Source organism: Planotetraspora mira, from assembly GCF_016863275.1.
Classification (GTDB): Bacteria; Actinomycetota; Actinomycetes; order Streptosporangiales; family Streptosporangiaceae; genus Planotetraspora; species Planotetraspora mira.
Genome location: NZ_BOOO01000008.1, coordinates 39067 through 61798 on the forward strand (window position 1 = coordinate 39067; position 22732 = coordinate 61798).

The window sequence follows — 22732 nt, forward strand, 5'->3', positions numbered from 1 at the left end:
TCGGACGCGTGTTCTGCTCTATCTGCGTTCGGCCTCCAGTGCCGCGGCGCGGTCCACGATCGCCGCCAGCGCCCGCGACCAGGTCTCCGCCAGGTCCCTGACGGCCTCCTCGGTGAGGATCAGCGACGCGTACGACCAGTGGGCGGTCAGCTCGGGACCGCCGGGACGGTCTTCGGTCAGCGCGTTGACGGTGAGGGCGTGGGACAGCGGCATACCGGGATCGGCGTCGAGGTCCGCGGCGTCGCTCTCGGCGGCGTAGGACCAGTCGGTCGCGTCCGGGTGCTCGAAGCGGCCCATGTAGTTGAACTCGATCTGCGGCTCGGGAAGGCCCGCGAGTCCAGGACCCGTCCTCGGGTTGAGGTGGCGCAGCAGGCCGTGCCCGATCCCGGCGTGCGGCAGGGAGGCGAGATGCGTGCTGATCCGGGCCAGCGCCTCGTCGAGCGCGGGACCGCCCGCGAACGCGTCGGCCAGATCCACGCCGTCACCGCCCGCGTCCGCGCCCACTCCGAGATCGAGCCGGACCGGGATGACACTGGTGAACCAGCCGACGGTCCGCGACAGGTCGGCGCCGCCCGCGAGTTCCTCCTCCCGGCCGTGGCCCTCCAGGTCGACCAGCACCGCGCCCCCCGCCGCACCGTCCTTGGCGCCGCCGTTCACGCGGTCGTCACGGCGGCGGCGCCAGTCGGCCACGGCCAGCGCGAGGGCGGTCAGCAACACGTCGTTGACGGTGGCCCCGAAGATGGCGGGCACCCGGCCGAGGAGCGGCCCGGTCCGGTCCGCGGGGATCGTGAACGACAGGTACCGCTCGGTGGCGACGACGTCCCGCCCGGGATCGAGCGGCCGCGCCGCCGGCAACGGCGCCGCGCCGGCCCGCACTCCGTTCCACAGGGACAGCTCGTCCTCGCGCGCGGGATCGTGGGCACGCTCGGCCAGCAGCCGCGACCAGCGCCGGAACGACATGTCCACGGGCGGCAACGCCACCGGGGCGCCGCGCGCGACGTCCCGCCAGGCGGCGGCCAGATCCGGCAGCAGGACCCGCCAGGAGACGCCGTCCACGACGAGGTGGTGGATGAGCAGCAGGAGCCGTCCGGGTTCGGCGCCGCGGTCGAACAAGACGGCGCGCACCATGTCGCCCGCCTCCGGGTCGAGCCCGTCCTGGGCCCTCCTGGCGTGCCTGGCGATGGCCGCGCGGAGCCTCTCGTCATCGGTGCCGGTCAGGTCGACCGTGGTCAGCCATCGGGCGACGTCCACCGCGCCGGGTTCGGGGACCTCCAGGGACCACCGCTCGGCGCTCTCCCCGTCCGCGGCGGGAAGGCCGGGGGTCCGCTCCAGGCGGGCGCGCAGCATGTCGTGCCGGTCCGCGACCGCCTGCAGCACGGCCGTGAGTCCCGCCGCGTCCAGCCCGGCGGGCGTCTGGAGCAGGGCCGCCTGGTGGTAGCCGTCGATGGGACCGCCCCGTTCGCGCAGCGCGTGCATGATCGGCGTCAGGGGCACCGTTCCCGTGCCGTCGTCGTGGACGGTCAGGTCCCCGTCCTCCCCGAGTCTCCTCGCCACGGATGCCAGGGCCGCGACGGTCCGGTGCTGGAACACCTGCCGGGGAGTGACCCGCAGACCCGCCGCGCGTGCCCTGCCGACGACCTGCATGGCGAGGATGCTGTCCCCGCCGAGGGTGAAGAAGTCGTCGTCGGCTCCCACTCCCGGCAGCCCCAGAACGTCCGCGACGACCGCGCCCAGCGCCTCTTCGACCGCGCCGACGGGCCGCCTGCCGGATGTCATCACGGCGAAGTCGGGCGCGGGGAGCGCCCTGCGGTCCAGCTTGCCGTTGGGCAGCAGCGGCAACTCGTCGAGCAGCACGACCGCCGCGGGGACCATGTACTCCGGCAACGTGGCCGCCACGTGGGCGCGCAGTGCGGCCGGGTCCGCCGCGTCGCCTCCGGGGTCGGGCACGCCCGGCGAGGCCACGGACCTCTCCGGCACCACGTAACCCACCAGCCGCCTGGCCCGGGGGCCGTCATCGCGGACGGCCACCACCACCTGCGCGACCGCCGGGTGCCGCTCCAGCACCGCCTCGATCTCGGCGAGTTCCACGCGGTAGCCGCGGATCTTCACCTGGTCGTCAGCCCGGCCCGCGTAGTCGAGCCTGCCGTCGGCCGACCATCGCGCCAGGTCGCCGGTGCGGTACATGCGGCCGCCCGGGTCGCCGAAGGCATCGCCGTGGGGGTCGGCGACGAACCGCTCCGACGTCAGGCCGGGCCGTCCCAGGTAGCCCCTGGCCAGCCCGGCGCCCGCGAGGTAGAGCTCACCCGTGACGCCCGGCGGCACCGGCCGCAGCGCGGCGTCCAGCACGTACGCCCGGGAGTTGCCGACCGGGCGTCCGACCAGCGGCCGGTCGCTGTCGCGCACCCGCGCCACGAGGGCGTCCACGGTGGCCTCGGTGGGCCCGTAGAGGTTGTACGCCTCAGTGGAGCGCAGCCCGGCCAGCTCGGCCCAGAGGGAGTCGGGAACGGCCTCGCCGCCGACTCCGACGACCGCGAGCGGGCACTCGCCGTCCCTGATCAGGCCCGCGTCGGCCATCTGTGCGAAGAACGACGGCGTGACCTCGATGAAGTCCAGCGCGTTCTCGCGGATGGCCGCGCCCAGCAGTTCGGGGTCGCGCCGCGTCTCGTCGTCGGCGATGTACAGCGTGTGCCCGTCCAGCAGCCACAGCTGGGGCTGCCACGAGGCGTCGAAGGCGAACGACCACGCGTGCCCGACCCGCAGGTGACGCCGGCCGGTGGCCAGCTTCGCGGGATCGTGCAACGTCGCCCGGTGGCTGCGGAAGAGGTTGACCACGCTGCGGTGGCAGACCACGACGCCCTTGGGCCGCCCGGTCGATCCCGAGGTGTAGATCACATACGCCGGATCGCCGGGATGTGGCGCGGTGTGCAGATTCCCCCCGGGCAGGACGGCGAGGGTCGCGGCGGTCTCGGGCGCGTCGAGGAGGATTCTCGGCGCTCCCCCGTCCGGCAGGCCACCGGCGAGGTCCGATGTGGTGAGCACCAGCGCGGGCCGGGCGTCGTCGAGCATGTCGCGCGTCCGCTCGACCGGCAGGCCGGTCTCGATGGGCAGGTAGGCCGCGCCCGCCTTCTGCACGGCGAGGATCGCGAGCAGGAAGTCGGCGGACCGCGGAAGGGCGAGCGCCACGATCCGCTCGGGCCCGGCTCCGCCGGCGGCCAGCAGCCGGGCCAGCCGGTTGGCGCGGTCGTTCAGCTCGGCGAACGTCCAGCTCACCGTGCCGGCCCCGGAGACCGCCGTCCCCGACACCACGGCGACGACGTCGGGAGAGGCGGCCGCCTGAGCCTCGAACAGGCCGGGCGCGGTGTCCGGTTCGCCCGGCGCCGCCGGCATCCCGGTGTCGTTCCATCCCCGCAGGACGTCGTGGCGGTCCCGCTCGGACAGCACGTCCACCTGGGCGAGCGGCAGGCCGGGATCGGCGACCATCGTCTCGAGCACGCGCACCATCGATGCGGTCATCCGCTCGGCCGTCCGACCGTCGAACAGGTCAAGCCGGTATTCGGCGGTGAGGACGAGTCCGTCGGCGGGCTCCACCGCCCACGCGAACGGGTAGTGCGTCGAGTCCTGGTGGTCCCGGACGGCGGTGCGCAGACCCTCCCCCACGCCGAGCCCGTCATCATCGGCCACCGGGTACGACTCGAACACGACGAGGGTGTCGAACAGGTCGCCCAGCCCGGCCCGGCGCTGGATGTCGGCCAGGCCCCGATGCTGGTGGGCGATGAGCTCCGACTGCTCGTCCTGCAGCCGGGAGAGGAAGGCCGACAGCGGCTCCCGCTCGTCGATCCGCACGCGGACGGGGACCGTGTTGATGAACAGGCCGATCATCGACTCGACGCCGTCCAGCTCCGGAGGACGTCCGGAGACGGTGGCGCCGAAGACCACGTCGCCGCGGCCGGTGAGCCGGGACAGCAGGATGCCCCACGCGCCCTGCACCAGGGTGTTGACCGTCAACCCCCGCGAGCGGGCCAGCGCCGTCAGTCCTTCGGTCAGCTCGCCGGTCAGCCGCACGGTGTGCGTCATCGGCAGGACCGGCGCACGGTCGGGGTCGGCGGGGACGAGACGCGTCGGCTCCTCCAGCCCCTCCAGTGCCCGGTCCCACGCCGCGGCCGACGCCTCGGCGTCCTGCCGGGCGAGCCACGACAGATACGTGCCGTACGGCGCCGCGTCCGGGAGGCCGGAGGCGTCACCGCCCGTGGCGTAGAGCGCCGACAACTCCGCCATCAGCAGGGGCACCGACCAGCCGTCCAGCAGGAGGTGCTGGTGGGACAGGAGCAGCCGGTGACGGCCGGGCCCGTCGCCCGCCAGCAGCAGCCGCAGCAGCGGTGGCGTCGCGGGGTCGAATCGCCGCCGCTCCTGCTCCAGGTAGCCGGCCCAGCGCTCCTCCCGCTCCGCCGTGTCCAGGCCCGACAGGTCGACCTGCCGCCACGGCAGCACGGCGGTGCGCGGCACGACCGCGACGGGCCTTCCGCTCGACAGGTACCGGAACCCGGCCCGCAGGTTGCCGTGCCGGTCGAGCAGCGCCTGAGCCGCCGCGCGCAGCCTGGCGGCGTCGAGCGGGCCGTCGATGTCGTAGGACACCTGCACGGTGTAGACGTCAGGCCCGCGCGAGCCGCCGGAGACCGCTCCGGCGGGGTCGAAGGAGGCGTGGAACAGCAGACCCGCCTGCAGGGGCGTCACCGGAAGGATCTCGGCGACGCCCGCGGCGGGCAGTTCGGCCCGCTCCTCGTCACTCAGGTCGATCAGGGCCGCCGCGGACGCGCCGGGCTCGGCGGCGAGGTCGCCCGCGACGGCGGCCAGCGCGGCTGCGGTCTTGTGCCGGAACACGTCCCGGGGGCTGATCGCCAGCCCGGCCACGCGGGCGCGGCTGACGAGTTGCATGGCGACGATGCTGTCCCCGCCGAGCGTGAAGAAGTCGTCTTCGACGCCGACCCGTTCGAGCCCCAGGACGGCGGCGAACAGCGCGCACACCGCCTCCTCACGCGGGGTGCGCGGGAGCGTGTCCGTCACCTCGGCCGCGAAGTCGTGCGCGGGCAGCGACTTGCGGTCGAGCTTGCCGTTCGGCGTGAGCGGCAGGGCGTCGAGGGTGACGAAGGCGGCCGGGACCATGTACTCGGGCAGTGCCGCCGCGGCGTGGTCGCGCAGGACCGTGGCGGCGGAGGCCGCCCGGCCGGGGGCGGGGACGACGTAGGCGACCAGCCGCCGCTCGCGGGCGATCACCGACACGTGCGCCACCGCCTCGTGCCGGGTCAGCACGGCCTCGATCTCCCCGAGCTCGATCCGGAAACCACGGATCTTCACCTGGTCGTCCACGCGGCCGAGGAACTCCAGCGTCCCGTCGCGGCTCCATCGCGCGAGGTCTCCCGTGCGGTACATCCGCGCGCCGGGCGCGCCGGACAGATGGCCGTACGGGTCGGCGACGAATCGTTCCGCTGTCAGTCCCGGACGGTCCAGGTAGCCCCGGGCGAGCTGGACGCCCGCCAGGTACAGCTCACCGGGAGTCCCGGGCGGGACCGGGCGCAGCGCGGCGTCCAGGACGTAGGCCCGGGTGTTCCAGATCGGGCGCCCGATCGGGACGGTCTCCGCCCCCGGCGCGACCCGGACGGCCGTCACGTCCACGGACGCCTCGGTCGGGCCGTACAGGTTGTGCAGTTCGGCGCCGAGCACGGCGTGGAAACGGGCGGCGAGCTCCGCGGGCAGTACCTCACCGCTGCACATCACCTGCCGGAGCGAGGCGCATCCCGCCGCACGCGGCTCGTCGAGGAACGCCCGGAGCATCGAGGGCACGAAGTGGGCCGTGGTGACCCCCTCGGCCTGGATCAGCCCGGCGAGGTACGCCGGGTCCCTGTGCCCCTCGGGCCTGGCCACCACGAGCGTCGCTCCCGTGATCAGCGGCCAGAAGAACTCCCAGACCGACACGTCGAAGCTCGACGGCGTCTTCTGCAGCACCCGGTCGCCGGCGGTCAGTCCGTACGCGTCCTGCATCCACTCAAGCCGGTTCACGATGCCCTCGTGCGGCACCACCACACCCTTCGGGCGGCCGGTCGAACCGGAGGTGTAGATCACGTAGGCCGGGTGGCGGGGGTCGTACCGGTCCGGCAGGGCGCCGGCCGGGCCGTCGGGCAGGCCGCCCTCGATCACGCAGACCGGCCGGGCGTCCTGGAGCATGAGCGCGACCCGCTCCGGCGGGTAGCCCGCGTCCAGCGGCAGGTACGCCGCGCCGGCCCGGTGCACGGCCAGCAGGGCGGTCACCAGGTCCGCGGAGCGCGGCAGCGCCACGGCCACGGTGCTCTCCGGGCCCGCGCCCATGCCCGCGAGGGTCCGCGCGAGGCGCTCGACGCGCTCGTCCAGCTCGGCGTAGGTCAGCCGCTCGCCCTCGAAGACCAGGGCGAGCGCGTCCGGGGTCCGGACGGCCTGGGCCCGGAACAGCTCCGGCAGAGTGGACGGCTCGACCGGGTGCGCCGTGTCGTTCCACTCCTCGACGACCGTCCGCCGCTCGCCGTCCTCGAGGACGTCGAGCAGGCTCACGGGCCGGTCCGGGTCGGCCACGACCTGCTCGAGCACCCGGACGAGCCGCCGCGCGAGCGACTCGGCCGTGGCGTGGTCGAACAGGTCGGCGCTGTACTCGATCCATCCGTCGATGCCGCCGCCGTCGCCCCGCTCGACGAAGTCGAAGCTGAGGTCGAACTTCGCGGTCTCCTGGCCGAGAGGCTCGGGCTCGGCGGTGAGCCCCGGGAAACGGGGAGCCGCTCCCCCTCCGGCGATGTAGACGACCATCACCTGGAAGAGCGGGTGCCTGGCCAGGGAACGGGCCGGGTTGACCGCCTCGACCAGCCGCTCGAACGGCAGATCCTGGTTCTCATAGGCGGCCAGGTCGGCGTCCCGCACCCTTCGCAGCAGCTCGCCGAACGCCGGCGCTCCCGACAGGTCCGTACGAAGGACCAGCGAGTTGACGAAGAACCCGACCAGGTCCTCCAGGCTCTCGTCGGCACGCCCGGAGATCGGCGAGCCGAGGGGGATGTCCTCCCCCGCGCCCAGCCGGTGCAGGAGCGCGGCGACGGCGGCCTGCGCGACCATGAACATGCTGACGCCCCGGTCGCGGGCGAGCCCGCGAAGCCCGCGCTCGAGTTCCGGGCTCAACGGCACGGCGACCGCGCCGCCCCGGTTGCTCCCCTCCAGCGGGCGGGGCCGGTCCGCGGGGAGTGCGAGCTCCTCGGGCATGCCCTCCAGCTCCCGCCGCCAGAATGCGAGCTGCCGGGCCATCGGGCTCTCGGGGTCGTCGCCGTCTCCGAGCAGGTCGCGGTGCCACAGGGCGTAGTCGGCGTACTGCAGGGGCAGCGGCGCCCACTCCGGTGCCCCGCCCTGGAGGCGGGCGCGGTAGGCGGTGGTGAGATCCCGCCACAGGGGACGGTCCGACCACTCGTCGCCCGCGATGTGGTGGACCACCAGCAGCAGGACGTGCTCGTCAGGGGAGAGTCGGAACACGTGGGCGCGCAGCGGCGGCTCCCGGTCGAGCTCGAAGCCCCGGCCTGCCGCCTCGGCCAGCCGCTCCGCGAGCGCTCCGTCCGTCACCTCCTGGATCAGGGGGACGGCTCCGGCCTCCGCGGCGTCCAGGATGTGCTGGTGGGCAAGGCCGTCCCGCTCGCGGAAGACCGTTCGCAGGCTCTCGTGCCGGGTCACCAGGTCGGTGAGCGCGGCGCGCAGGGCCTCCAGGTCCAGCCGTCCGGTCAGCCTCCACGCCATCGGGATGTTGTAGGTGGCGCTCGGGCCCTCCAGCCGGTGCAGCACCCAGAGTCGTCGCTGGGCGGACGACAGCGGCACGAGGTCCGGGCGGCGTGCGGGGGCCGGGACGGGCCTGGCGCCCACGATCCCGCCCACCGTCGCACCGGAACCGGCAGTGGAGGGGCCTGCGGCCGCGCGCACGCGTTCCGCGAGCCGGGCCACTGTGGGCGCCTCGAACACCGTGCGCAGGGTGATCTCCGCGCCCAGCGCCGTGCGGACGCGACTGACCAGCCGCATCGCCAGCAGGGAGTGGCCGCCGAGCGCGAAGAAGTCGTCGTCGACGCCGACGCGCTCCGCGCCGAGCACGGCGGCGAACAGCTCGCTCAGGATCTCCTCGCGGGCGTCACGGGGCCGGCGCCCTGCCGGGGAGCTCGCCTGGTCCGGCGCGGGGAGCGCCCGGCGGTCCAGCTTCCCGCCGATCGACCGGGGCAGTGCCGCGAGCTCCACGAACGCCGCGGGAACCATGTATTCCGGCAGCGTGGCCGCCGCATGGGCTCGGAGCGTGCCCGGGCCGGCCGGGTCCGCGCCGGCCGGGACGACGTAGGCCACCAGCCGGTGGGCCCCCGGAGTGTCCTCGCGGATCACCACGGCGGCCTGGGCCACGGCGGGATGGGCGCGCAGGACCGACTCGATCTCCCCGGGCTCGATCCGGAAGCCTCGCAGCTTGACCTGGTCGTCGGCGCGGCCGAGGAACTCCAGGGTGCCGTCGGCGCGGCGTCGCGCGAGGTCGCCGGTGCGGTACATCCGGCCGCCCGGCTCGCCGGACGCCTCCCCGAACGGGTCGGCCACGAACCGCTCCGCCGTCAGCGCCGGGCGGCCGAGGTAACCCCGCGCCAGTCCGGCCCCGGAAAGGTACAGCTCACCGGGGACGCCGGCGGGGACCGGCCGCAGCGCGGAGTCCAGCACGTGGGCGCGGACGTTGGCCAGCGGCGCGGCCCATGCCTCATCCTGTGCGTCGCCGCTGTGCCGGCCGTACGCGTCGACCGCGGACTCCGTCGGGCCGTACATGTCGTGCACGGTCACGCCGGGCAGCTCGCACAACGTGCGCCACATGGCGGCCGGCATGGCCTCGCCGCCGATCGTCATCACGCCCGGGCGGTAGCGACCGGGGTCGAGGAACCCGTGGTGGGCCAGCTCCTGGAGGTAGGTCGGGGTGAGGTCGAGGAAGTCGGCGCGCGCGTCGGCCAGATAGGCCTGCAGCGCGGCCGGGTCGGTCATCGTGGCCTCGCCGACGACGTGCAGCTCATGCCCGGCCAGCAACCACAGCATCGGCTCCCACGAGGCGTCGAAGCTGAACGAGGCCGAGTGCACCGCGCGCAGCACGTCGCGGCCCGCGGCCCGGCGAGCCGGTTCGATGAGGTCGTCCACCTGGGAGGCGTACAGGTTGCTCAGCCCGCGGTGGGTGCCGACCACGCCCTTCGGCCGGCCGGTCGACCCGGAGGTGTAGATGACGTAGGCGGCGCCGTCCGCGGCCGGGGGAACGGGCGGACCGTCGCCTGGACGGGCCTCCATCTCCTCGGCGGCCGACGGGCCGTCCAGGAGCACCACCGCCGCGTGGCCGTACGGCAGGGCGGCGGCCAGTGCCGTCGTGGTCAGCACGCACACCGGCGCGGCGTCGGTCAGCATGTGGCCGAGCCGCTCGGCCGGGTGGGCCGGGTCGAGCGGAAGATAGGCCGCGCCCGCGGCGAGCACGCCGAGGATCGCCGGCACCATCTCCCACCTGGGCAGGGCGAGGCCCACCACGCTCTCCGTGGTGACCCCGCGGCGCCCCAGCAGCCGCGCGACGCCGTCGACCCGGGCCGACAGCTCCGCGAAGGTCATCCGTCCGGCGTCGGTGACCAGCGCGGTCCGGCCGGCCCCGGCGCGGGCGGCCTCGGCGAACAACTCCGGGACCGTGCGCCGTTCCAGGGGGCGCGCGGTGTCGTTCCAGAGGCCGAGTGACGCCTGCCGCTCGGCTTCCGTCAGCACCGGCGTCCGGCTGATCGGCAGGTCCGGGTCGGCGGCCACGGCGCCGAGCAGGGCGACCGTGCGCTCGGCCAGCGCGACGGCCGTCGCCTGGTCGGCCCGGTCGGCGGCGTACTCCAGCAGCAGGCTGACCCGGTCGCTCTTCACGTGGTCGACGAAGGTGAAGTCGAGGTCGAACTTGGCGGTCTCGATCCGCGTCGGCCACCACTCGGTGGGCATGCCGAGCATCTCCGGATCGCCGTCAGGGCGGTAGTGGTAGCCGAGCATGACCTGGAACAGCGGGTTGCGGCCGGGGACACGGACGGGGCCCAGCGCCTCCACCACCCGCTCGAACGGCAGGTCCTGGTTCTCGAAGGCCGCGAGGTCGGCGTCTCTGACCCGCTCGGCCAGCTCCCTGTACGTCGGGTCGCCGGACAGGTCGGCACGCAGGACCAGAGTGTTCACGAAGAAGCCGACGAGGTCGTCGAGGGCGCTGTCGGTGCGTCCCGCGATCGGTGCGCCGATCGGGATGTCGTCGCCGGCCCCCATGCGGTGCAGCAGCGCGGAGACCGCGGCCTGGAGCAGCATGAACATGCTGGTCCCCGTCTGCGCCGACAACGCGCGGAGCGCGCGGGCGGTCTCGGGCGGCAACTCGGCACGGACGGTGCCGCCCCGGCCCGTGGGCTCCGCGGGACGCGGCCGGTCGAGCGGAAGCGGGATCTCCTCGGGCAGCCCGTCCAGGGCGCCGGTCCAGAAGGTCAGCTGCCGCCCGCCCTCACCGCTGTCGCCCTGCTGTTCCATGTCCTCAGGGCCGCCGAGCAACCGCCGCTGCCAGAGGGTGTAGTCGGCGTACTGCACCGGCAGCGGCTCCCACTGCGGCGCCTCGCCCGCGGACCTGGCCAGGTACGCGGTGGTCAGGTCGGCGAGGAACGGCCGGTCCGACCACTCGTCGGTGGTGATGTGGTGCAAGGTGATCGCCACCACGTGGTCGCCCGGCGCGACCCGGAGGATCTCGGCCCGCAGGGGCGGCTCGGCGCCCAGGTCGAACGGGCGGCCCACCGCTTCGCGGATCCGGGCCTCCAGCTCGCCCTCCGGGCACTCGCTCACGGCGAAGCCGGGCTCCGCCTCGTCTGCCGGCACGATCCGCTGGTACGGCTCGCCGTCGTCCTCGGCGAACACCGTGCGCAGCGCCTCGTGCCGCGCTGCCACGTCACGGAGGGCCGCCCGCAGCGCGCCGGCGTCGAGGTTCCCGCTCAGGCGGAACACGAGCGGGAAGTGGTACGCGTCGCCGCCGCTGATGCGCTCGGCCAGCCACAGCCGCCGCTGCGCGGGAGACAGCGGGATTCGCTCGGGCCGAGCAGGCACGGGCACGACGGCGGGGCGGGCGGGCCTGCCCGTCCCCGCGCGCTCGGCGAGCAGGGCGGGTGTGGGGGCCTCGAACAGGTCGCGGATCGCCAGTTCGGCGCCCAACTCGGTCCTGGCCCGGCTGACGAGCCGGGTGGCGAGCAGTGAGTGCCCACCGAGGGTGAAGAAGCCGTCCTCGGCGCCGACGGCCGGCAGACCGAGCACCTCGGCGAACAGCCGGCAGAGCACCTCTTCCTCCGGCGTCCGCGGCCCGCGTCCGCCGCCGAGCGCCACCGAGGGTTCCGCGTCGGGCAGGGCCCTGACGTCCAGCTTGCCGTTGTCGTTCATGGGCAGCCGGTCGAGCGTCACGAACGCGGCGGGAACCATGTAGTCGGGCAGCCGCCGTCCCAGGTCCTCCCTGAGCCTGCGCACCAGCCCGCTCGCCCCGCGCGTCGTCGCCGGAGTGCCGGCGTACGGGGCCGTGCCGCCGCCGGGGACGTACAGCCCGGCCGAGACCCGTGCGTCCGGCCGCACATCGTCGCGCACGAACACGGCGTCGTACGTCCCGGGCTCGCGCGACCACGTGGTCAGGACGCGGTAGCCGAGCGACGCTCCGAGGGCGTGCAGATCCTCGGGCTCCACTCCGTCGCCGGGAACCGCAGCGCCGTGAACCACCTCGGCGCGGGCCACGCGGCCCCCGTCCAGTGCGCGCACGGCTGCGAGTTCGCCCGCGACGCGCGCGTCGGGGACGCCGGTCACGCGCAGCGTCTCCGGCCGGTCCCGGCGGAGACGGTCCGCAAGCCCGGCGGCGTGCCCGTCAGACGGCTCGGCGGAATGAGCATCGGCGAGCACGTCCGCCCAGGCCGCCACGGGCGCGTCGCCGAGGTCGAGCGGCCTGGCCTCCTCGCGGTACAGCACGGCGTCGTAGCGGTGCCGGGTCAGCTCGTTGTGGTGGTGCCCGCGCTTGGTCCGCAGGTCGACGCCGAACCCGAGCGAGGCGAAGTAGTCGGGATCGACGAGCAGCTCCTTCTCCAGCCGCATCCCCCGCTCGACGGCGCGGCGGACATCCGCCGCCTCCCCCCGGTCGCCGGAGTCGCCGCCCTTGGACAGCTGGACGGCGGTGTGGAACGCGCGGGCCTGCCGCAGGTTTCGCACGTCTCCGACGAACAGCGCCCCGCCCGGCGCAAGCAGCTCCATCGCGCCCCGGATGACCTCGGTCAGGTGGTCGACGCTCGGGAAGTACTGCACGACGGAGTTGATGACGATCGTGTCGAACCATCCCGTCGGCAGGCCGTCCGTCACATGCGCGGGCCGGCACCTCAGCTCGACCTTGGCGGCCAGTTCGGGATCGCGGCGAAGGTCCTCGCCGATCTTGCGGATGACGGGTTCGGCGAAGTCCGTCGCCCAGTACGCCTCCGCGCCGGGCGCCAGCCGGGACAGCAGCAGCCCGGAGCCGACGCCGATCTCGAGGATCCGGCGCGGGCCCAGCTCCTGGATGCGGGCGACGGTCTGCTCGCGCCACTCCCGCATGTGCTCGACCGGGATGGGGCGGCCGTCGTAGCTGCTGTCCCAGCCCGCGAAGTCCTCGGTGAAGACCGCGGTGCCGATCTGCTCGTACTCGTCGGAGTAGATCTCCTGCCATTCCCCGATCCGGTCCCGCTCGGCGGCCGACCGTTCTTCGGCGGTCGGCTCGGCGGGCACGACGTAGCCGACGAGGCGCTGGGTGCCGGGCGCGGACGGGTCGGGGCGGGCGATGACGGCCGCCTGCGCGACCTGGGGGTGCTGGGCGAGCGCGGTCTCGATCTCGCCCAGCTCCACGCGGTAGCCGCGGATCTTGACCTGGTCGTCGGTCCGGCCGAGGAAGTCCAGGTTGCCGTCGGCGCGGCGGCGCACCAGGTCTCCGGTGCGGTACATGCGCTCGCCCGCCTCGCCGTACGGGTCGGCGACGAACCGCTCGGCCGTCAGGGCGGGCCTGCGCAGATAGCCGCGCGCGAGGCCGATCCCCGCGATGTACAGCTCGCCGGGGACACCGTCGGGCACCGGGCGCAACCACGCGTCGAGGATGTGCGCGCGGGTGCCGCGGATGGCACGGCCGACCGTGGGCGTGGCGCTGTCGCCGGTGCCGCCGCCAAGCGTGTTGATGGTGTATTCCGTCGGGCCGTAGAGGTTGTAGCCGTAGGTGCCCTCGGTGTCGCGGAGCCGGCTCCAGACCGTCTCGGAGACCGCCTCGCCGCCCAGCAGCACGAGCGGCGGGCGGTGCCCCTCCAGCAGCCCCTCCTCGATCAGCAGGTGGGCGTAGGTCGGGGTGACGTTGACGACGTCGATCCGGTTGGCCTCGCAGTACGCCACCAGGGCCTCGGCGTCACGCCGCAACTCCTCGTCGCAGACGTGCACCTCGTGCCCCTCGACCAGCCAGAGCAGCTCCTCCCACGACATGTCGAACGCGAAGGACACCGTGTGCGCGATGCGCAGCCTGCGGCCCCCGGCGGACGCCACGGCCGGGGCGAAGATCTCCTTCTGGTGGTTGAGCTGCATGTTGGTCAGGCCGCGGTGAGGCGTGACGACGCCCTTCGGACGTCCTGTCGACCCGGAGGTGTAGATGACGTACGCGGGGTGCTCCAGGCTGAAGCGCGGCCGGTCGGCCTCGGTGATCCGGCCATCCGGAAGGGCGTCCAGCTCCCGCGCCACGGCCGCGTCGTCGAGCAGGACGCGCGGCACGGCGGGCACGGCGGCCGCGAACCGTGCGGAGACGGCCGTGGTGGACATCAGCAGCAGCGGGCCGGCGTCGTCGAGCATGGACGCGAGACGGTCGTCCGGATGGTCGAGCTCCAGCGGCAGGTAGGCGGCTCCCGCGCGCAGCACGGCGAAGAGCGCGACGACCATGTCGATCGAGCGGGGCAGGCCGAGCGCGACCACCTGTTCAGACCCCGCGCCACGGGCGAGCAGCAGCCGGGTCATGCGGTCGATGCGCGCGTCGAGCTCGGCGTAGGTGACGCTCCGCTCGCCGAAGACGAGCGCGGTGGCCTCGGGCGTGCGGGCCGCCTGCACGGCGAGGAGGTCGGCGATCGTCTCCCCGGGTACGGCCACGCGCCCGGAGGCGCGCTCCTGTTCCAGCGCCGCGTGCTCCGCGGGGAGCAGCGGATCGAGGCGGCCGACGGGCGTGTCGAGACCCTCGGCGAGGCGCTCCAGCAGGAGCGTGAATCGGTCGAGCAGCGCCTGCGCGCGGGGCCCGGCCACGATGTCGGGCCGGTGCGCGAGGGTGACCCGGATGCGCTCCCCCGGCGTGACGACGAGGTTGACCGGATAGTGCGTGGCGTCGACGTTGGCGACGGCCGTGGCGCCGTGGCGGTCGGACAGCTCCGCGAGCCGCTCCTCGGTGTCGCTGTTGCGGAGCACGAAGAGGGTGTCGAGCAGCCGCCGGTGACCGGTCTCCGCCTGCAGCACGCCGAGCCCCAGATACTCATGCGGCATCAGGGCCAGACGCTCGTCCTGCACGCGCCGCAGCAGGTCGGCCACCCGTTCGGCGGGGTCGTACGCGATGCGGGCCGGGACGGTGTTGAGGAACATGCCGATGACGTTCTCGACGTGCGGCACCTCGCTCGGCCGTCCCGCGACGGTCGTGCCGAACACGACGTCGGCGCGGCCGGTGGCACTGGCGAGCGTCAGCCCCCAGGCCGTCGTCAGCACCGTGTTCATGGTCAGGCCGTGCCTGCGGGCGGTGTCGCGCAGGCGTCCGGTCAGACCGGCGGTCAGGACGGCGTCGAGGCTCTCCGGGATGACCGGCTCCAGCCCCTGGTCCGCGGCGGCGAGCAGGGTGGGCTCGTCGAGGCCGGCGAGGGCCTCCCGCCACGCCCGGGTGGCGACCGCGGTGTCCTGGCCGTCCAGCCAGGTCAGGTAGTCGCGGTACGACCCGGGATCCGGCAGGCCGGCGTCGTCGCCCCCCGTCTCGTACAGATGGAAGAGCTGGTCGAGGAACAACCAGGCGGACCAGCCGTCCCAGAGCAGCAGATGCCTGCCGATGACGAGCCGGTCGCCGCGTCCGCCGCCGAGCCGGACGAGCAGCATCCGGAACAACAGCGGCCGGGCGAGGTCGAACCTGCGGGTCCGCTCGGCGTCCATGAGCTCGCGCAGCCGCTCGTCCTGTTCCGCGGCGGGCAGGCCGGACAGGTCGGCCTCTTCGAGCGGGATCTCCGGATCGCGGACGATGAACTGGACCGGCTGGCGCAGTCCTTCGCTGGTGAACCCGGCGCGGAGGCTGGGGTTGCGGGCCAGCAGCACCCGCGTCGCGGTGCGCAGCCGTTCCGCGTCGACCCGGCCGGCGACGTCGAAGGACTCGTGGACGGTGTAGACGTCGAGCGCGCCAGCGTCGTACGTCGAGTGGAAGAACAGGCCCTCCTGGAGCGGGGCCAGCGGCCACACGGCCTCCACCGCGCCGGGACTGAGCCGGTGGACGCGGCGGGTCTCCTCGCCGGTCAGGGACAGGGCCGGGCCCCGTCCACCGGAGGCCGCACTCATGAGGGACGCCTGAGCATCCGGGGACGCCGCCCGGGCGGATGCGGCGGCGAGCGCCGCGGGCGTGCGGTGCTCGAAGACGTCGCGGGGGCTCAGGTCGAGTCCCGCGCGGCGGGCCCTGCTGGAGACGCCGATCGAGCTGATGCTGTCACCGCCCAGCAGGAAGAAGTCGTCGTCGGCCCCGGCCTCCTCCAGCTTCAGGACGGCGGCGAAGATCTCGGTGAGGGTGCGCTCGCGCTCGTCGCGCGGACCGCGTGACCGGACCCGCGCCGCCTCCGGCTCGGGGAGGGCGCCGCGGTCCAGCTTGCCGCTGGGCGACAGCGGCAGGGCGTCGAGCACGACGTACGCCTCGGGCACCATCGGGGCGGGCAGAGCGCCCGTGAGGGCGGCCCGCATCGAGGCCGTCTCCAGGGAGCCCGCCGCGGGAGACCCCACTTCAGGGGACGCGGCGGCCACGACGTAGGCCACGAGCCGGGAGCCGAGGACGGTCACCGCCGCCTGGGCGACGGCGGGCAGGAGGACCAGCGCGGCCTCGATCTCGCCGAGTTCGATGCGGTTGCCGCGCAGCTTGACCTGCCTGTCGGTGCGGCCCAGATAGGTGACGACGCCGTCCTCGTCGCGCCGCACCAGGTCTCCCGTGCGGTACATCCGCGCGCCGGGCGGGCCGTACGGGTCGGCCACGAACCGCTCGGCCGTGAGGCCGGGCCTCGCGTGATAGCCCCGCGCGAGTTGCACGCCTGCCAGGTAGAGCTCACCGGGCGCCCCGGCGGGAACCGGGCGAAGGCACCCGTCCAGCACGCGCAGGGTGGTGTTCCACACCGGGCGGCCGATCGGCACGGTGGGGCCGGTGCCACCAGCGGTCTCGTCGCAGGCGTGGTAGGTGACGTCGACGGCCGCCTCGGTGGGACCGTACAGGTTGTGCAGGGGCGCCCCGGTCAGCTCGTGCCAGCGCGTGGCCGCGACGGCGGCCAGGGCCTCGCCGCTGCTGAAGACGCGGCGCAGGGTGACGGCCCAGGAGGCGTCGCCGGTGATCTCCTCGGCCTGGAGGAAGGCCTCGAGCATCGACGGTACGAAGTGCATCGTGGTGATCCGCTGCTCGCGGATGAGGGTCGCCAGGTAGGCGGGATCGCGGTGCCCGTCGGGCCGGGCGAGGACGACGGCCGCGCCCTCGCACAGCGCCCAGAAGAACTCCCAGACGCTCACGTCGAAGCTGGACGGCGTCTTCTGCAGCACGCGGTCGTCGGCCCGCAACCCGTAGGCGTCCTGCATCCAGGCCAGCCGGTTGACGATGGCGCGGTGGGTGACGACCACGCCCTTGGGCCGCCCGGTCGAGCCGGAGGTGTAGATGAGGTACGCCGGGTCGTCGGGCCCCGCGCCCCGGGCGGGCCCCCGGGCCTCCCCTCGGGCAGCGGTGTCGCCGCCTCCCGCGCCCTCATCTCGGGCGGCCGCTTGAGCCGCGGTGTCGCCGCCGTGACCGGGCGGCGCGTCGAGGACGAGCGCGGTGAGCCCATCGGTCAGGGGCAGGCGCGGGGCCGTCGCGGCCGTGGTCACCACCGTCGCCGCCCCCGAGTCGGCCAGCATGTACGCGACGCGGTCGGCCGGGTAGTCGACGTCGACCGGCAGATAGGCGGCGCCGGACTTCAGCACGCCGAGCAACGCCACCATCAGCTCGGCCGAGCGGGGGACGGCGACCGCGACGACCTTCTCCGGTCCCGCGCCGCGGCCACGGAGGTCGCGGGCCAGGTCCCCCGCTCGGGCGTCCAGCTCCTCGTAGGTGAGGCTCTCGCCTTCGTAGACGACCGCGGTCGCCTGGGGAGTGCGGGCCGCCTGGGCCTCGAAGGCGGCGGCCAGCGTCGTCGCGGGGACGTCCCTGGCCTCCCCCGCGAGCTCGGCGCGCGCCTGCTCGCCGGACGAGAGCAGCTCGATGCGGGCGGCGAGCAGGGCCGGGTCGTCGGCCATGGCGACGAGGATCCTGGTGAGACGGGCCGCGATCCGCCGTACGGCCTGGCCGCCCAGGCGCTGCGCGTGGTGCTTCAGCCGCAGGTCGAGCCGCCGACCCGGCTTCACGATGAGGGCGAGCGGGTAGTGGACGGCGTCGTGGAACTCGTGACCGACGATCTCCACCGTGCCGGTGGGGTCGGTCAGGCCGGTGCCCGCCGGGTAGTTCTCGAAGACGAGGAGCGTGTCGAAGAGCTCGCCGCCGCCGGAGAGCCCGGAGATCCGCTGGATCTCCGGGAGACCGAGATGCTGGTGCCCGAGCAGCTGGGCCTGCTCGTCCTGGAGCCGTTCCATGAGCCCGGCGAGGGTGTCGGACGGCCGCCAATGGAAGCGGGTCGGCAGGGTGTTGATGAACAGGCCGGCCATCGACTCGATGCCGTCGAGCGGGACGTCGCGGCCGGAGACGGTCGTGCCGAAGACCACGTCCTGGCGGCCGGTCAGCCGTCCGAGAAGCAGTCCCCAGGCGGTCTGGACGGCGGTGCCCAGCGTCACGCCGCGCTCCCGCGCCCGGGCCGAGAGCCGGGCGGTGACGTGCTCGGGGAGCTCGACACGCACCTGTCCCGGCACGAGCGGGGCGCCGTCCGCCGGGGCGTCGACCAGGCGGGTCGGCTCGTCCAGCCCGGCGAGGGCGTGACACCACGCGTCGCGGGCGGCGTCGCGGTCCGCGGCGCCCAGACGGCGGAGGTAATCGCGGTAGGGAGCCGGCTCGGGCAGAACCTCGAAGCCGTCGCCGTAGAGGGCCATCAGCTCGCGGTGCAGCACCGGCAGCGACCAGCCGTCGGCCACGATGTGGTGGAAGGTCAGCACGAGGCGGCTGCGCTCCCCGCTGAGGCGCACCAGCGCGAACCGCAGCAGCGGGGGCCTGGCCAGGTCGAACCGGGCGGCGCGCTCGGCGGCCGCGACGCGATCCGCCTCCTCCTCCCGCGCATCCGGGTCGTACGCCGACAGGTCGACCTCGCGCCAGGGCAGGTCGAAGCCCGACGCGACGATCTGCACCGGCCTGCCGTCCTGGAGTTGACGGAAGCAGGCGCGCAGCGGGGCGTGCCGGTCGAGCAGGCGCCGCGCGGCGCGGCGCAGGGCCTCGCCGTCGACCGGGCCGGCCAGCTCGACCACCTGCTGCACGACGTAGGCGTCGTGGTCGGAGCCGTCCACGAGCGCGTGGAAGAAGAAGCCCTCCTGCAGGGGCCCGAGCGGGAGCACCTCCCCGACCGTGACCGGGTGCTCGCTCTGGAGTTCCGCGAGGTCGGCGTCGCCGAGCCGTACCAGCGGGGCGGCCTCGGAACCGGTCCCGTCATCGCCCTCACCGGAGCCGGCGGCGGCGCGGAGCGCCTGATCGGGCAGCGTGGCGACGGTCTCGGCCAGAGCCGCGACCGTGCGATGGCGGAAGACGTCCCTGGGCGTGAGCCGCACACCGGCCTGGCGGGCGCGGCCGAGCAACTGGATGGCGACGATGCTGTCGCCGCCGAGCGCGAAGAAGTCGTCGTCGATCGAGACGGACCGCAGTCCGAGCACCTCGGCGTACAGGGAGCACAACAACTCTTCGCGGGGGTCGCGGGGAGCGCGGCCGAAGCTGAGCGACGCGTGGTCGGGCACCGGGAGGGCCGCGCCGTCGAGCTTGCCGCTCGGCGTGACCGGAAGGCGGTCCAGCGGGACGAAGGCCGAGGGGACCATGTAGTCGGGCAGCCATTCGGCCGCGTGCGCGCGCAGGGTCCGCATCAGTGCCGCGACGTCGCGGAACGGCGCGGGCGTGTTGGCGTGCGGAAACCCGCCGGGGAGATCACGCGGGAAGTCGGGCGAGACGCCGCCGCGGTAGAGCCGCCCGAAGGGGGCGTCGCCGGTGACGAAGACGGCGTCGAGGGCGCCGTCGTCGGCGTCCCCGTTCCAGGTGACCGCCACACGGTGGCCGTACCGGGCGGCGAGGACGTGCAGAGCCTCGGGGTCGGCGCCGTCCGCGAGCGCGGCCGGGCGGCTGCCGTCACCCAGGGCGCCCAGGGTCGCGAGGTCCCCGGCCAGCCGGGCATTGGGCATGCCGCTGACCCGGAGCCTGACGGCCGCTCCGGCGGTGCGCGCGCGATCGGCCGACAGGGTGCCATCGGCCGGCAGGGCACGATCAGCGGGCAGGGCACGATCAGCCGGCAGGGCACGATCGGCCAGGAGCGCACGATCGGCCAGGAGCGCGCCGAGCGCCTCCATGCCGTCGAGGTCCGCCCAGCGGACCTCCTCTTCGCCGGACGGCCCCGCAGTGCCCAGGTCCGCGAGGTCCGCCCGCTTCCGCAACACGACGTCGTACCGGTAGCGGGTGAGCTCGTTGTGGTGGGCGCCGCGCTTGACGCGGATGTCGGCCTCGAACTCGTCCAGCGCCGCGAAATAGCCGGGGTCGAGCAGGAGTTCGCCCTCCCATGTCACGGACCTGTCGACGGCGGCCCGCAGGGCCTGCTTGTCCTCGGGGTCGGTCCCGCGCCTGGTCTCGACGGCGGCGCGCAGGCAGCGCAGCAGGCGCAGGTTCCGCACGTCGCCGACGAAGATCCGGCCGCCGGGGGCCAGCAGCGTCGCGGCCTTGCCCAGCACGTCCGTGAGGTAGTCGGCGCCGGGGAAGTACTGCGCGACCGAGTTCACGACGACGGTGTCGAAGAAGCCCCGGGGCAGGCCCTCGATGTCGTGCGCGGGCCGGGTCCGCAACTCCACCCGCTCCGCGAGACCGGGGACGGCGTCGACCTGCGCGCGGAGGGCGCGCACCGCCTCCTCGGACAGATCGGTGCCCCAGTAGGCCTCGCAGCCGGGGGCGACGCGGGACAGGATGAGCCCGCTGCCGACGCCGATCTCCAGAACCCTGCGCGGCCGCAGTTCCCCGATGCGGCCGACCGTGGCGTCGCGCCATTCCCGCATCTCCTCCACCGGGATGGGGAGGCCGTCGTACATGCTGTTCCAGCCCGCGAAGTTCTCGCGGAGGCCGTCCGACCCGGCGGCGGCGTAGAGCAGCTCGTGCAGGTCCTTCCACTCCTCGACCCGCTCGGTCTCGTCCGCGGCCGCGGCGTCCAGGGACGGCACGACGTACGCCGCGAGCCGCCGGTCCCCCGGCCTGTCCTCACGGACCACGACCGCGGCCTGGTCGACGGCGGGATGCCTCCGCAACACCGACTCGATCTCGCCGGGTTCGATGCGGAAGCCGCGGATCTTCACCTGCGAGTCGGCGCGGCCGAGGAACTCCAGCCGTCCGTCTGCCGTCCAGCGCACCAGGTCGCCCGTACGGTACAACCGCTCCCCCGGCGGCCCGAAGGGGTCGGCGACGAACCGCTCGGCGGTCAGGTCGGGCCGGCCGAGGTACCCGCGCGCGAGCCCGGCGCCGCCGAGATAGAGCTCACCGGGGACTCCCGCAGGCACGGGCCTGAGCCGCGCGTCGAGGACGTAGGCGCAGGTCCCCGGGTCGGGACCGCCGATCGGCACGATGGAGCCCGCCGGGATGTCCGGGTCGCACAATCCCAGCGTGGAGTTGGTGGTCGCCTCGGTCGGTCCGTACGCGTTGAACATCATGCGGCCGCGCGCGTAGCGGCCGACCAGTTCGGGAGAGACGCGTTCCGTGCCCGCGAGCAACGTGGCGGACGGCGGCAGCTCGACGTCGTCCGGCATGGCGGCGAGCAGCGCCGGAGGAAGGATCATGAACGTGATGCCGTTGGCGTTCGCGTAGTCGGCCAGCGGCGCGCCGGGCACGCGGCGCTCGGCCGGGACCACGACGAGCCGGCCTCCGGACAGCAGGCCGAGGCAGAGGTCCCAGAAGGCCACGTCGAAGCTCGGCGAGGCGAACTGCAGAACCCGGCTGTCGGGCCCCACGCCGAAACGCTCACTCTGGGTCGCGACGAGCTTGGCGACGCCGGTGTGCGACAGGACAACGCCCTTGGGGCGGCCGGTCGAGCCGGAGGTGTAGATCACGTAGGCCGGGTTGAAGACCGACAGCGGCCCGCGGTCGGCCGCGGTGGGATCGTGGCACGGGCGTCCCGCCAGCTCTCGCACGGTCTGCGGCGCGTCGAGGACCAGCACGTCCATGCCGTCACGGACTGGGACGTCGGCCGCGGTCTCGGCGACGGCCACCAGGCAGGCGGGCGCGGCGTCGGCCAGCATGTAGCCGATGCGGTCGGCCGGGTAGTCGGTGTCCACCGGCAGGTAGGCGGCGCCCGACTTCAGCACCGCCACCTCGGCGACGATCAGCTCGGCCGAGCGCGGCAGGGCGAGGGCCACGACACGCTCGGGCCCCGCGCCGCGGGCGATCAGCGCGTGCGCCAGCCGGTTGGCGCGCTCGTCCAGCTCCGCGTAGGTGAGACGCATGTCCTCGAAGACCAGCGCGACGGCGTCCGGCCGCGTCCTGACCTGCTCGGCGAACAGCTCGGGCCAGGTGAGCGACGGCACACCATGGCCGGTCGCGTTCCACTCGACGAGGATCCGGTGCCGTTCCTCGCCGGTCAGCGTCTCCAGCGCGCCGATGGGCGCGTCCACCCGGGCCAGGCCGTCGGACAGCAGGGTCGCGTAGTGGCCGAGGAGCCGTTCGGCGGTGGCGGCCCGGAAGAGGTCCGGGCGGTAGGACACCCGCGCCCTTCCCCCCGCGACGTGCATGACCAGATCCAGCGGCCCCGCGCTCACCTCCGCGACCAGGCCCGCGCCGAAACCGGCGCCGGAGCCCGTGGTGAACCCTGTGTTGAAGAAGAACCCGCCGCCTCGTGTGGGCTCGGGCCGCAGCGCGTCGACCAGCGCGGAAAGCGGCACCCGATGTGCCCGCGCCTCGGCGACCGCGGCGTCCACCCTCCGCACGAGCTCGCCGAAGCTCGTGCCACCGCTCACCGCGATCCGCAGTGGCAGCCCGTCGTACCCGACGGTGACGTCGTCCGCGCCGCCGTACCGGTGGAGCAACGCGACGTACGCCGCGAGCAGCGCCGGTTCCGCGACGTCCGCTCCGGCGTCGAGTGCCAGTTCACGCGTCTCCCGGTCCCCGGACTCCTGCGGCCGGTACGGAAAGTCAGCCGGAAGAGTCGTTTCCTGCGGGAGCGGCGCGAGCCGCCTGTGCCAATACGCCGTCGCCGCCTCAGTGACATCTGCTCTACCGGACACAGGT

1 protein-coding gene is annotated in these 22732 nt (G+C 74.3%); it reads right to left on the bottom strand.

What is annotated here, in order from left to right; genetic code table 11:
- Positions 1-18: 18 nt before the first annotated feature.
- Entirely contained in the window at positions 19-22728 is a 22710-nt protein-coding gene (locus Pmi06nite_RS07505) for a non-ribosomal peptide synthase/polyketide synthase (RefSeq protein WP_203952151.1), read from the bottom strand.
- Positions 22729-22732 lie beyond the last annotated feature (4 nt).